General features: G+C 42.5%; 12 protein-coding genes. All 12 read right to left on the reverse strand.

All coding sequences use genetic code 11. The annotated features are described in order from the left end of the window. Positions 1–41 precede the first annotated feature (41 nt). The 12 genes from purD to FC30_RS03870 all read right to left on the reverse strand — a co-directional run bounded on the left by purD (position 42) and on the right by FC30_RS03870 (position 14,093). Entirely contained in the window at positions 42–1,337 is a 1,296-nt protein-coding gene (gene purD / locus FC30_RS03815) for a phosphoribosylamine--glycine ligase (RefSeq protein ID WP_010689224.1), read from the reverse strand. Between the two features lie 20 nt (positions 1,338–1,357). Next, positions 1,358–2,896 (reverse strand): bifunctional phosphoribosylaminoimidazolecarboxamide formyltransferase/IMP cyclohydrolase, encoded by a 1,539-nt coding sequence (gene purH / locus FC30_RS03820; protein ID WP_056938470.1) that lies wholly within the window; start codon positions 2,894–2,896, stop codon positions 1,358–1,360. Positions 2,897–2,898: 2 nt separating this feature from the next. Continuing rightward, complete coding sequence (purN, locus tag FC30_RS03825) at positions 2,899–3,477, reverse strand: phosphoribosylglycinamide formyltransferase (RefSeq protein WP_010689226.1); 579 nt, start codon at positions 3,475–3,477, stop codon at positions 2,899–2,901. Positions 3,478–3,488: 11 nt separating this feature from the next. Further along, positions 3,489–4,529, reverse strand: coding sequence for a phosphoribosylformylglycinamidine cyclo-ligase (gene purM / locus FC30_RS03830; protein WP_010689227.1), 1,041 nt, complete (start codon positions 4,527–4,529; stop codon positions 3,489–3,491). Further along, on the reverse strand, positions 4,526–5,980 hold the full coding sequence (gene purF, locus FC30_RS03835) for an amidophosphoribosyltransferase (protein WP_010689228.1): 1,455 nt from the start codon (positions 5,978–5,980) through the stop codon (positions 4,526–4,528). The genes purM and purF overlap by 4 nt, the downstream gene beginning before the upstream one ends. Further along, entirely contained in the window at positions 5,956–8,181 is a 2,226-nt protein-coding gene (gene purL, locus FC30_RS03840) for a phosphoribosylformylglycinamidine synthase subunit PurL (RefSeq protein ID WP_010689229.1), read from the reverse strand. The genes purF and purL overlap by 25 nt, the downstream gene beginning before the upstream one ends. Continuing rightward, complete coding sequence (gene purQ, locus FC30_RS03845) at positions 8,181–8,864, reverse strand: phosphoribosylformylglycinamidine synthase subunit PurQ (protein ID WP_010689230.1); 684 nt, start codon at positions 8,862–8,864, stop codon at positions 8,181–8,183. Before purQ ends, purL begins: the two co-directional genes overlap by 1 nt. After that, positions 8,864–9,112, reverse strand: coding sequence for a phosphoribosylformylglycinamidine synthase subunit PurS (gene purS / locus FC30_RS03850; protein ID WP_010689231.1), 249 nt, complete (start codon positions 9,110–9,112; stop codon positions 8,864–8,866). The genes purQ and purS overlap by 1 nt, the downstream gene beginning before the upstream one ends. Beyond that, the gene (gene purC, locus FC30_RS03855; RefSeq protein ID WP_010689232.1) at positions 9,112–9,831 is read right to left on the reverse strand and encodes a phosphoribosylaminoimidazolesuccinocarboxamide synthase; all 720 of its coding nucleotides are present in this window, start codon (positions 9,829–9,831) and stop codon (positions 9,112–9,114) included. Before purC ends, purS begins: the two co-directional genes overlap by 1 nt. Positions 9,832–10,057: 226 nt before the next feature. Continuing rightward, positions 10,058–11,200, reverse strand: coding sequence for a class C sortase (locus FC30_RS03860; protein WP_010689233.1), 1,143 nt, complete (start codon positions 11,198–11,200; stop codon positions 10,058–10,060). A 69-nt stretch (positions 11,201–11,269) separates the two neighbouring features. After that, positions 11,270–12,967 carry a SpaH/EbpB family LPXTG-anchored major pilin gene (locus FC30_RS03865; RefSeq protein WP_056938471.1) on the reverse strand — a complete coding sequence of 566 codons (1,698 nt, stop codon included), beginning with the start codon at positions 12,965–12,967 and terminating at the stop codon, positions 11,270–11,272. Continuing rightward, entirely contained in the window at positions 12,957–14,093 is a 1,137-nt protein-coding gene (locus FC30_RS03870; protein ID WP_056938472.1) for a SpaA isopeptide-forming pilin-related protein, read from the reverse strand. The genes FC30_RS03865 and FC30_RS03870 overlap by 11 nt, the downstream gene beginning before the upstream one ends. Positions 14,094–14,095 lie beyond the last annotated feature (2 nt).

Consider the following 14,095-nt stretch of genomic DNA (forward strand, 5'->3'; position numbering starts at 1 on the left):
AGACAAGTAAAAAAGCGAACCAGATCCAGTCCGCTTTTACACTAGGCTAAGTCTTTTAGTTCGCCATCGATCCCAGAAAATTTTCCTGTGGCTTTCGTCCCGATATCGTGGCGATAGTAACAATCAGTAAATTCATGTTGCGCTAAATAACTATAGGCTTTTGCCTGTGCTAGCTGAAGATCATCTTCTAGCGCTAACACACACAATAAACGACCACCATTACCGATAAACTGCTCTGCCTTTTCACTGACATTAGCATAATCGATCTTGATCTCATCTGTTGTTTTTAATTCGGGCAAAACTTGTCCTTTGAGATACTCACCCGGATAACCAGAAGCTGCTACGACTACGCCTAAGCAAGCTTTAGCCGTTACTTCGATCGCTGGTAATGCGTTGCCATTAAGCGCACAGTCTATCAATTCTGCAAAATCAGATGTGATCCGCGGTAAGACGACCTGCGTCTCGGGATCACCTAAACGTACATTGTATTCAATGACTTTCGGGCCTTGTTCGGTCATGATCAACCCGATATATAAGATCCCGCAGTAATCAAACTCTTCTTGGCGCAAACCAGCGATCGTTGGTGCAACAACTTCACGTAACATCCGCTGATAATCAGCTTCTGGCAATTGTGGCAACGGACTATAAGCCCCCATTCCACCAGTATTCAACCCTTTATCAAGATCAAAAGCTCGCTTATGGTCTTGCGCCATCGGAAGTATCCGATAATCTTTACGGCCTACCGCAACAAAGAGTGAATATTCTGCTCCAGATAAAAATTCCGAGAGCACGAGCCGTTTTTGCCCTTTTTTAAACATCAAAGCGATCTCTTCTTTAGCTTGTTCCTTTGTTTGGGCGATCACGACCCCCTTACCAGCTGCTAACCCATCAGCTTTGATCACGACCGGTTCACTAAATTCTGCTAGCCCTGCAATAGCTGAAGCTGAGTCGGAAAAAGTGGCAAAGCTTGCCGTTGGAACAGCATATTTATTCATAAAGCGCATCGCAAAGTCTTTTGACCCTTCCAACTGAGCTGCTGTCTTAGCTGGACCAAAGATCTTTAGCCCATCTGCTTCAAATGAATCCACGATCCCAGCGACTAACGCATTTTCCGGTCCCACAAAAGTCCAGGCGATCTCTTCTTCATAACAAAAACCTTTAAGTGCCGGAAAATCAAGCTCAGAGATCGCAACCGGTATGATCCCATCCACTGTCATCCCCGGATTACCTGGAGCACAATAAACTTGACTAACATGTGGACTAGCTAATAATTTTTTAGCGATCGCATGTTCACGTCCACCAGAACCAACGACTAATAACTTTAAATCATCTTTCATTTGCGTTTCACCCTCGCCCATTAGTGTCTAAAGTGTCTGATACCTGTAGTCAACATTGCGATCCCATACTTATCAGCCATTTTGATCGAATCTTCATCGCGGATCGAGCCACCCGGTTGAATGATCGCCTTGATCCCATTTTTAGCCGCATATTCAACACAGTCATCCATTGGGAAAAAGGCATCTGAGGCTAAAACTGTTTCATCATTGATAAAGTCTTTAGCATGTCCCACTGCGATCTTGGTCGAGTCGATCCGATTAGGTTGACCAGCCCCGATCCCTAATGTGCGTTCAGTATTAGCTACTACGATCGCATTAGATTTAGTGTGCTTGACAGCCTTTAAAGCAAGTAATAACGCTTTTTCTTGTGCTTTAGTTGGCGCTTTTTTCGTAACAACAGTCCAGTCAGCTGGATCTTCTAAAGTCATATCTTGTTCTTGGACCAACAAGCCACCCATGACCGAAACTGTTTCAAAGGCTGGAGTTTCATCTTTAGCACTAAAATCTAACTCTAATAAACGTAAATTCTTCTTTTGTTTCAAAACTTCTAAGGCAGCTGGCTCAAAACCAGGTGCGATAATGATCTCTAAGAATAACTTATGCATTTTTTCAGCCGTTTTGACATCGACTGGACGATTCAATACGATAATGCCACCAAAGATCGAGATCGGGTCAGCCGCATAAGCTAGATCCCACGCTTTTTCCAAGTTATCTGCTTGTCCGATCCCACATGGATTCATATGTTTTAAAGCGACCACGGTCGGGCCCTCAAATTCGCGGGCGATCCGCAGTGCAGCGTCGGCATCCTTGATATTGTTATAGGATAATTGCTTACCATTTAATTGTTTAGCGGAAGTGATCGCATATTTTTTAGGTAAAGCATCCCTATAGAACCAAGCCGGTTGGTGCGAATTTTCGCCATAGCGCATTTCAGACTCCAATTCATAGGTCAATGTCAACTTCTCTGGTGCAACTTCATGTAATTGCTCAGCAAAGTAATGGGCGATCATCGCATCATAGCTGGCTGTATGTGCAAAAGCTTTAGCCGCTAACTTTTTACGCGTTGCTAAAGTCGTATTACCTTCATTGTTCAATTCTTCTAAAACTTTCTCATAATCAGCCTTGTCGACGACCACAGTCACATCATTGAAGTTTTTAGCGGCCGAACGCAACATACTTGGACCACCGATATCGATATTTTCGATCGCATCGGCAAATGTCTTGCTAGGATCGGTGATCGTTTCTTTGAAGGGATATAAGTTGACACATACTAGGTCGATCGGTCTGATCGCTAACTTTTCCATGGTTGCAACATGCTCGGGTAAATCACGTCTTCCCAAAAGTCCCCCGTGGATATATGGGTTCAAGGTCTTGACCCGACCATCCAAGATCTCAGGAAAATTAGTCACCTCTTCTACTGCCAGGGTCTTGATCCCAGCTTCTTCTAACATTTTTTGAGTACCACCTGTCGAAATGATCTCAAAATCATTTGCGACTAATCCTTTGGCAAATTCAACGATACCACTTTTATCTGAAAGACTGATCAATGCTCTTTTCACGCTTACTCTCCTTTAAATATCTGCTTTAGTGCTTGAGGATACAATTCATGTTCACACGCATGGATCCGCTGTTCGAGCGTTTCTAACGTGTCATCTGGATAGATCGGGACATGCTTTTGTAAGATCGCTGGGCCCGTATCTAAGCCAGTATCGACATAATGGATCGTCACGCCGGTCTGACTTTTACCTTGCGTCTGATGATCGCTAAAAGCCCGTTCGATCGCATGTAGACCTTGATATTCAGGTAAATACGCTGGGTGTAGATTAACGATCCGCTTATCATAAGCTAAAACGATCTCTTCACCTAAAACACGCATATAGCCCGCCAAGATGATAAAATCGATCTGATACTTCTCCAAGATCTCCATAATACGTTTTTCATACAAAACTTTGCCCCCGCATTCTTTGACCGTAAAAGTCTCATAGGGGACCTTTAATTTCTGGGCCCGTTTGATCACAAAAGCGTCTGGATGGTCACTAAATAATAGCACCAGCTCAGCCTTGAATTCGCCGGCTTGGAATTTTTGGGCTAAAACTTCAAAATTTGAACCACTGCCCGATGCAAAAATTGCTGTGCGCATCAAATCACCCCTTAAAAATCGATCTCGATCTTAGCTGCATTTTCAGGCCGTTTTACCAGTTCACCGATCTCGTAAAATGGCTCAGCTGCCTGCTGTAATAAGTCTTTGACCGCTGGAACATTTTGCGGTGCAACGGCTAAAACTAACCCGATCCCTAAGTTGAAAGTCTCTAAACAATCAGCTTGCTCTAACTCACCTAGATCTCTCAAATACCCAAAGATCGCCGGTTTGTCCCATGAGGTATAATCTAAGCGTGCCTGTAGCTCGTCGCCAAACATACGTGGTAAATTTTCGATCAAGCCACCGCCTGTGATATGACTAACACCACTTATCAAGCCTTGTTTGATCAATGGCAAAACAGCTTTAACATAGATCCGCGTGGGTTCTAACAATACTTCACCAACACTTTTACCTGAAAGTGCTGCTGGGCGGTCGGCCAAGTCTACCTGATGATCTTTGAATAAGATCTGTCTGACTAATGAAAATCCATTCGAGTGTAGCCCGCTTGAAGGTAGACCGATCAATTTCATGCCCGCTTTAGGCCGGCTTTCATCCAAAAGCTTACTCTTTTCGACCGCTCCGACAGCAAAACCAGCTAGATCATATTCAGTTGGGGCGTACATATCAGGCATTTCAGCCGTTTCGCCACCGACTAAAGCCGCTCCAGCTTGACGACAGCCTTCTGCCACACCAGAAACGATCTGCGCCATTTTAGCCGGATCGTTTTTTCCAGTTGCGATATAATCTAAAAAATATAACGGTTCAGCCCCTTGAGCTAAAATATCGTTGACGCACATCGCGACACAATCGATCCCGATCGTATCATGCTTATCTAATGCCTGGGCGATCATCAATTTCGTCCCTACACCATCAGTTCCTGAAACTAAGACCGGGCTTTTTAGATCTAAGACACTTAGATCAAACATCCCGCCAAAACTTCCTAGACTACCTAGCATCCCTAAACGTGCGGTCGAAGCAACATCTTGTTTGATCTTTTTGACCATTTCATACCCAGCATTAACGTCAACACCAGCTTCTTGATAACGACTCATCGCAAAAAATTCCTTTCTTCTTGTTGCTTGAGTGAGGCTAAATAATCAGCTTCATAATCATACAGCGGGGTCGGATATTTGCCATCGAAATAAGCAACTGTTAGCCCGCCATTTTCGACTTTTCTACCACTCGGGATATCGATCGCCTTGATCAGACTTTCCGTGCTCAAAAAGCCCAGTGAATCAGCCCCGATCAACTCACAGATTTCTTGCACACTGTGATCAGCTGCGATCAATTCTGCCCTAGTTGAAATATCGATCCCATAAAAACATGGAAAGCGCAATGGGGGTGAAGCGATCCGCATATGTACTTCTTTAGCGCCCGCCTCTTTTAAAAGTTTCACGATCTGCTTAGAAGTTGTACCACGAACGATCGAATCATCAATGATCGCAACTTTTTTACCCTCAACGACCCCACGCACAGCCGAAAGTTTTAATTTGACACCACGTTCACGCAATTCTTGGGTCGGCTGAATAAAAGTCCTAGCTACATATTGACTCTTGATCAACCCCATTTCATATGGTAAGCCAGCTTCTTCCGCAAAACCCGAAGCAGCTGATAAAGATGAATTGGGAACACCGATCACGATATCAGCATCAACTGGCTGTTCTTTGGCTAACAGACGCCCCATCCGTTTACGCGCAGTATGCACATTGATCCCATGAATGATCGAATCGGGCCGCGCAAAATAAATGTATTCCATCGAACAAACTGCCAATTTAGTGTCGTCAGTATAGTTATCGATGTGCAGACCATCTTTATCAATGATGATCAGTTCACCGGGTTCGACATCCCGGACAAATTTAGCGCCGATCATATCCAAAGCACAGGTCTCGCTTGCAACGACATAGGCTTTATTTTTAAGTTGTCCGATGCATAACGGACGAAAGCCATTAGGATCTAACGCTGCGATCAAGCGATCCTTTTGCAACAATAGAAATGCAAAGCCACCCTTGACTTCATTTAAACTGGCTTTTAAGGCATCGATAAAATCCAGATCGCGCTTTTGCCTGATCAAATGGATCAAGATCTCGGTATCAGAATTAGAGTGAAAAACCGAACCCGCTTTTTCCAATTGCCGCCTAAGACTTTTAGCATTGATCAAATTACCGTTATGTGCCAAGGCAACTTCATCATCATAAAAGTTGAATAAAAAAGGCTGGAGATTGTTGATCGAATCGTTACCACTAGTGGCATAGCGAACATGACCGATCGCAGCATTCCCATCTAAACTATCCAGATCAGCTTCATTAGCAAAGACTTCCGCCAATAAACCTTTATTTCTGAATTGTTTGAGCTTGGTGCCATCACTTGAGACGATCCCTGCACCTTCTTGACCGCGGTGTTGTAGACTGTGTAAACCAAAATATGTCAGCTGATTGGCCTTTTTAGTATCAAAAACACCAAAGACACCACATTCTTCGTTTAATCCTTTGATTTCATGAGGCACGGTATCGCTTCCTCCCATAATTTTTGTGCTTCGCTTACTTCAACTTCAAATTTTGCATCAGTTAAGGTCACGGCTAACTTGGATCCGCCATCTACTTCACCTAAGAAGATCTGCGCTGTCCCTAAAGTTTTTTCAAATTCAGTGCGCTTAGCTTGCGGAACACTGACGATAAAACGACCGGGCGTTTCACTAAAGAAATCTGAACTACTCAAGTTTAACGTTACTTTAGCCCCCAGATCACTATTGAATAATGTTTCGGCTAAACAAACACCCAAACCACCTTCACTAGCATCGTGACTGCTCGTGACCAAACCATTTTGCATGGCTGTTAAAAGTTGTTTCATTACCTTATTCAAATTAGGTAGATCTAATTCATTTAGCGCGCCAAAGATCTTACCAGTTTGCATCTTTTGGATCTCGCTACCTGAAAAATCGGCTTTTGTCTTGGCACCAACTAAATACAAAGCGTCACCCGCATTTTTTACAGTCGAAGGAATGATGCGTTTTACATCCTCGATCAAACCGACCATCCCGACCATTGGAGTTCCGTAGATCGCTTCACCATTGGTTTCGTTATATAAGGATACATTCCCTGAAATAACTGGTGTATCAAAGGCTTCACAGGCTTGGGCCATCCCCGCGACCGAATGGTGTAGTTCATAATAGATCTCAGGGTCATTAGGATCACCATAATTCAAGCAATCTGTCATTGCTAGCGGTAAAGCACCACTAGAGATAACATTAGCACAGGCTTCAGCGACTGCCATCTGTCCACCGATCTTTGGGTCTAAATAGATAAAACGTCCATTGCCATCGGTCGTCATCGCTAAGGCTTTGTTTGTTTTGCGAACTCTGATCACACCGGCATCGCTTCCCGGCCCTAAGACTGTGCTCGTGCGCACTTGTGAATCATAAGTCTGCGTAAACATTTCTTTTGAAGCGATCGTTGGTTGTTGCAACAATGCGAGTAAAGTTTGTTTAGGATCGGTGACTGTTGGGACCCATTGTGGCATTTCCTTAGCTTCGAGCAAACGTTGTGGTACTCTTTCTTGGCTCGGTTCTTCTAAAACATCATCCGTCAAAGTTTTGACTGGGATATCACAGACTACTTGGCCATGATGTTTCAAAAGATACTGACCATCATCCGTTACACGCCCGATCACAACAGCTTCAAGGTCAAAATCTTTGAACAATTCGATGACCTTTTCTTCATATCCTTTATGCACACAAAGTAGCATCCGTTCTTGCGATTCAGACAACATGATCTCATAAGCTGACATTTCACTTTCACGTTGTGGCACTTTATCTAACTCTAAGACCAAGCCACTGTCCGCCTTTGAGGCCATTTCACAAGATGATGAAGCGATCCCTGCTGCTCCCATATCTTGGATCCCGACCAACCAATCCTTATGGTCATGGGTCAATTTCAAGCAAGCTTCCATGAGTAATTTTTCCATAAATGGATTACCGACCTGAACAGCTGAACGTTGTGTCTCTTTTTCGTCACTGAAATCACTTGACGCAAAAGTTGCACCGTGGATCCCATCACGTCCGGTCTTAGCACCAACATAGATCACCGCATTACCAACACCAGTCGCGCGACCTTTTTGCATGTCTTTTTGTTCCATCAAGCCGACACTCATCGCATTAACTAAGCAGTTGCCACGATAACATTCATCAAAAGTCATCTCACCGCCGACAGTTGGGATCCCCATACAGTTACCATAACCGCCGATCCCTGCTACGACACCATTGACTAAGTATTTGGTCCGCGCATCCGTCAATTCGCCAAAATGTAATGAGTCAAGTGAGGCAACAGGTCGTGCACCCATACTGAAAATATCGCGCAAGATCCCACCGACCCCAGTTGCGGCTCCTTCATAGGGTTCAACGGCAGAAGGATGATTGTGACTTTCAGCTTTGAAAACGACCGCTAAACCATCGCCGATATCAACGATCCCGGCACCTTCCCCCGGTCCTTGTAAAACACGTTCATTTTTGGTAGGAAATAAGCGTAAAACTGGCTTAGACTTCTTATAAGAACAGTGCTCACTCCACATGACCGAAAATAAACCTGTTTCTGTATAGTTTGGTAAACGCTGGAGCAGTTCATCACAGATATAATCGTATTCTTTTTGTGTCAAACCCCATTCAAGATATGGTTTTTGGGTTTTGATCTCTTCTGGTGTCATTTCAGCCATTAGCTTTCCTCCGTTTTAACTGTGCCATTTTCCAATAATGATCTGAAGACGCGTAAGCCATCCTCATTGCCTAATAAAGCTTCTACCGCTCGTTCTGGGTGTGGCATCATCCCCAAAACATTGCCTTGTTTATTGCAGATCCCCGCAATATCATGCAAACTACCATTGGGATTTTCGTCAACATAGCGGAAAACAACTTGTCCATTAGTTTCCAGTTCCGCTAAAGTAGCTTCATCGGCAAAGTAACTGCCATCAGCATGGGCGATCGGCAATTCGATCACTTCATCTTGTCGATATTGGTGGGTAAATGGTGTTTTAGTGTTTTCAACTCTTAAAGGTACTGTCTTGCAAACAAATTTCAAACTATCATTTTGTTTCAAGGCACCTGGCAACAGACCAGCTTCGGTCAAGATCTGGAAACCATTGCAAGTTCCAAAGACCGGTTTACCTGCTTTGGCCATTTTTACGATCTCAGGCATGACCTTGGAAAAACGCGCGATCGCACCACAACGCAAGTAATCTCCATAAGAAAAGCCACCGGGTAGCATCACGGCATCAAAAGCACTTAGGTCTTCACATTTATGCGAAACGTACTCTACATCTGCATCCAAAACCATATGCAAAGCTTCGTAGAGATCGATATCACAATTGGATCCTGGAAAAACAACGACTGCGATCTTCATTAGGCTTCCTCCATGATCTCATAGCGATAAGTTTCAAGATTGAAATTAACCAGTAATTCTTCCGCGACTTCTTTGACGGCAGTTTCGATATCTTTTTTACTTGGATCAAGAGTCACATCAAAAAATTTACCTACCTTAACATCTTTGACTTCATCATGCCCTAATGCATGGATCGCTTGTTTGATCGTGTCACCTTGGGGATCAAAGACAGATTCCTTATAGGTCACATAGATTCTTACGTCAGTCATTATTTTTCCTCCTTTAAAGCTTGTTGTAAGCGGGCCAAAACTTCTTCATAAACTGGAGTCAACTCACCTAGATCTTGTCGATAAACATCTTTATCCATATGAGCTTTAGTTTTTTTATCCCAAAGCCGGCAATTATCAGGTGAAAATTCATCTGCTAAGACTAAAGTTCCATCACTCAAACGACCAAATTCAAGTTTGAAGTCCACTAAAGTCAGATCAGCTTTAGCAAATAATTCTGTTAGCAATTGATTTGTCTTGCGCGAAAGCTCCCAGATCTCGGTGAGTTCGGCTTTAGTTGCTAAACCAAGGGCTAAAGTCTGTGATTCATTGATGAAAGGATCATCTAAAGCATCACTTTTGTAGTATGTTTCTTCAACTGGTGTCTCAAACACCAGACCATCTTCAACTCCAAAGCGGGTGACAAAGTGTCCAGTAGCTATATTACGGGTCACCGCTTCGAGTGGAATGATCTCAACTTTATGTACCAATTCTTCTGTCGGGGATAACTTTTTGATGAAGTGGGTCTTGATCCCTTGTTTAGCTAAATATTCAAAGACCAATGTCGAGATCTCATTATTGATCTGACCTTTACCCTTGATCTGATCTTTTTTCTTGCCATTCAAAGCAGTTGCCTGATCCATATAAACGACCCGTAAGACTTCTGGATCATCTGTGCTCCACATTTGTTTTGCTTTTCCTGTATAAATTACTTCGCCCATGGCTATATTTTTGCTCCTTTAACTTTAAAAACGAACTTTAAAACGACATACAACAAATATAATTCGATAATTTACATCTATAAGATAACAAACTCCTTCTATCACGTCAACAAAAATACCGAATATTTATTGTTAAAATTTTAAAAATATAAACTTAAATATATAAAACAACAAAATAAAGTTCGTGTTTTGGCACACAAACATACCAAAACACGAATTTTATCATTCAAAAGATCCAATTATATCCATTATCCAGATGTATCACTTTAGGTCGTTGCCACTTCTTAGGATAAAATTTCCCCTGCTGCTCACTACGTTTCTTGATACCCACTACCATCCGTTCCTTTCTCGTAGCATCTTCCAACAAAATACTATAGAGTCCACCCGGCAAATGGGCGAAACGAACTTTACCTTTGGCATCGCTTTTGACTAAATACGGTCGCCCATTGCGCTGTAAAAGTTTTTTGCCTCGCTTGTCATATAAGCCAAATTTTTTGCCACTGAGCGGCCGACCATCAGCAGCGACACAATAAAATTCTAGATCAAATTTTTGCTTCTTCAATAGTGCACCATAGATCGTAGTAACTAAAAGATAGAGTAGCCAACCAAATATTAGCGCACAGGCGAGTAAGATCAGCATATTTTTGATAAAATTGCGCCAGACTGCATCTTTACTTTGTTCGTCCATTTTGGCAGTATACGGGATCCGGTGACCCTTTAGCACCAAACGATGTGTATTCAACATGTACGGGGTGCAAGTCAAAAGTGAGGCTAGATCTCGCCCTGGCTCAGCTTGTAAGATCGATGTATCGCTTGGTAACACAGTCTTTATCTCTTCGATCTGATAAGCGAGCTTTTTATTGTAGACTTCAAAAATAAAGATATCACCTTTTTTTAATTTGTTGAGATCAGTAAATAATTTTCGCTCAGGTAGACCACGGTGGCTGGATACTACACTGTGTGTCCCTTTTCCACCGACTGGATAAGCGGTCCCATCTAAAACGGCAGCTCCATACTGGATCGTTTGACTATTTGTCGTATCAAACAGCGGAATATCGACCGCGATCTTAGGGATGATCACCTTACCGATCAAATGTTTCTTTAGATCGACCTTTGTCTTATTCGAAGTATTTTTAAAGGGATCGTTTTTTGCCTTTTCAGTTGCTTGTTTATTCTTAGCCTCTAACTTGGCCAAACGTGTAGCATTCTGCTGCGTATTTTCACGGGCGATCTGCCCCACCCGATAACGATCGATAAAATTATTCAAAGCCCCGACGTAAAAGGGGTAGAGCGCGATAATGACGCCAATGATAAAAACTATGATCAAACCAACTTGGAGCCAAACACCTTTTTGCTTTGTTTTTTTCATAGCTCATCCTTTCTGAAGTGTAATAAAAAAGAGGTCAAGTTTCCCCGCCTCTTTTTAGTCTAATTTGACTTAGACATTGTCATTTTTTCTAACACGACGGAACCAAACATAAGCACCGCCCATTAAAGCAAGACCGATCACTAAGAAGATATAGATCCCGTAACCACCAGTTGAAGGTAACAGACCTTTCTTAGCATTTTTAACTTCAATTGGTGCATTTTCGGTCTTTTGATACGTATCCTTAGCAACCTTAAAGTCGAGCGCTTCACCCTTAGCATAGCCTGTTGGCGCTTCGATCTCGACTAATTTATAATCACCATATGGTAGATAGTCCAATTTGATCCTACCATTTTTATCAGAAGTATAAACGGTCGCATCACTGCTATCTTTCACCCATTTGAGGTCATTTCGACCATTAGCACTCTTGTTGAATTTCACATAACCAGATTGCTTTGGATTATCAGTTTCTGTATCAAAGACTACAAATTTTGCACCTGCTAAAGCTTTACCTGATTGAGCATCGATCTTTTGGAAGTTGTAACCACCTACAGCTAATGGCTTTTCAGCTGTTTTTTCAAGGACTATAGCAGCACGCAAAGCAAATGGTGTTGTCACACGTGTCGTTTCACCTTCAGTTGAAGTCTGATCATCTTTAGTTGTATCGGCTGTAACTGTGACCTTGTTATCTACCGGATCATCCATTGAAGCTTCTGTCTTAGCTAAATAAGCATAGTAAGTGATCTCTAATGTTTCCCCAGCTAGATCAGCATTTTGTTCACCCGTGATTTTCATTTCAAAATAGGAGTTCCCACCTTGTTGTTTATCTTCATGATATTTGACTTCAGCATCGACTGTTTTACCATTGTAGGTCGCTACCACGTTAGCAACTTGAGCGTTTGAGTTCAAGGAATCAACGATCGTATCGACTGCTTTACCATTGGCGTCTTTAGCAACTTTTTCTGGTAACACGATACCAATACCCGGATCATCGACGATCGTCAAACCATTGTCAGCATCAAAGATCGTTGTCGCAGGCACATTGTAAGTTACCTTGTATTGAAGCAAACGACCAACACGCGGAGATAAGATCATATCATCGATCGCATTTACGCCCCATGCATTAGTGTGGTGGTGAACTGTGTCATCTAACAATTCTTTAGTGAGCTTACCTTCATAACTATCCTCATTTTCCGCGTTCTTTGGATAGACATGGATATTTTCTAAGACCTTGCTGGTCACTTCACCTTTATCATCGTACGCATACATTGGCATTGTTAAGACCATCGGAGCAGATTTAGTCGTGATCGCACTTGGTGATTTAGTTTCTAAAACAATATATGTCTTGAATTTGTCATCAACTTTAGTAGCTAGACCTTCAAAAGTCACATCTCCATTTTTACCGGTCAATTTTTGTTCAGCCGCTACAGTAGCTGGCTTAGCATCAGTATACTTATTGACCATCGCATCTGTAGCCGTTTGAGCATCCTTTGTTTCAGCTAGTTTTTTGATATACTCTTCTGTAATATCATAGACTGTAAATCCAACATTAGGTAAGGCTTCCCCACCAAAGTCTGGCATCAGATCACCAGTATTTGGCTTATCTCCTGGCAAATTACCATCCTTAAAGACGCGTTTGTGTACTGTGATATTGACATTTTCTGGAATATTTTCATCCGCATTGACTGTCTTTGCACTAGCCAAACTTGGGATCAAAACCGAAGCAACTAACAACAAACTCATAAAGAGCGCTTTAAGTTTATTTTTCATTTTTCCCACCTCTTTTTTTTCTTTGACGTATGAATTCAACAACTGCAAAACTTACCAGTAAGATCCCGATCAAAGAGACCAGGCCTTTCTTCTCACCCAATTGGGCTAACATTCCACCAACACTTGACCCTTTTGGCCCACTGTTATCAAAGGAAGTGTTATCGTTATTTCCATTATCAGTCGGTACGGTCGGTGTTTGATTTGGCTTATCTTCTGAAATGGCATAGTTTAAGATCTTAGGTGCGGTCGTAAAACTACTTGGGACCATCCCAGCTACCAATTCAACTAATTGAACGCCCGCCACTGTGATCTGCATGTCATCAGCAACAGTCACTGCGATCCGTTTAGCCGCTTCAGAAATGCTGTAGCCATTTGGTGCTTTGACTTCACTAAAGAAGTATTGTCCCGGTGCTAATTCAGAATCGTGCAAGACCAGACCTTGTTCATCGGAAGTAAACTTCTTGACCCGGGTATCATTAGCCGGATCATCACTAGCTACAAAACTTGTTTCATCTATTGCAAGATATTGCTTTTCACCGGCAACTTCTTGCCCTAAGACAAATTGCGCATCCGCTAGCGCTATCTGCTTGTCACCATTGACACCGTATTTATAAAAATACGCACAACTCGTCAATTTGACCGGCTTGGTGTAAAGTTCCACCATATTTTTAGATGTTCCATCTTCATTTTGCAGCGGTAACGAAAATGCTAGCGGTAAGATCGTTTGGCCCTTGACCGCATGATCTTGCACGATCAAATACGCATTATCATTGCCTGCTACTTTAAAATGAGCTTTTCCCATAACATCGGTCGTCACAGTTTCGACTTTTTTGATCTCGTTATCTGCCAAATACTGCCTTAACTGTTGTGCTGACAACTGAGAGAAACTTTCGATGAATTTCTGCGCATCAGCTGGCGTTTCTTGCGCTTGATATTGCTTAGAGATATCATAGAGCGATAAAGCGATATCTGCTCCGTAAACTAGCTCACTGCCATCAGGATTTTCAAACTGATGCTGAACTACAACTTGTAAGGGTTCTTCTGTTACATCAGCGCTGACTCTTTGTCCCAAAAGCGGCAGACAAAGTGCGATCAATAAGAGTATCGATTTGAATACTTTTTTCATGA

The organism is Ligilactobacillus animalis KCTC 3501 = DSM 20602, assembly GCF_001434535.1.
Classification (GTDB): domain Bacteria; phylum Bacillota; class Bacilli; order Lactobacillales; family Lactobacillaceae; genus Ligilactobacillus; species Ligilactobacillus animalis.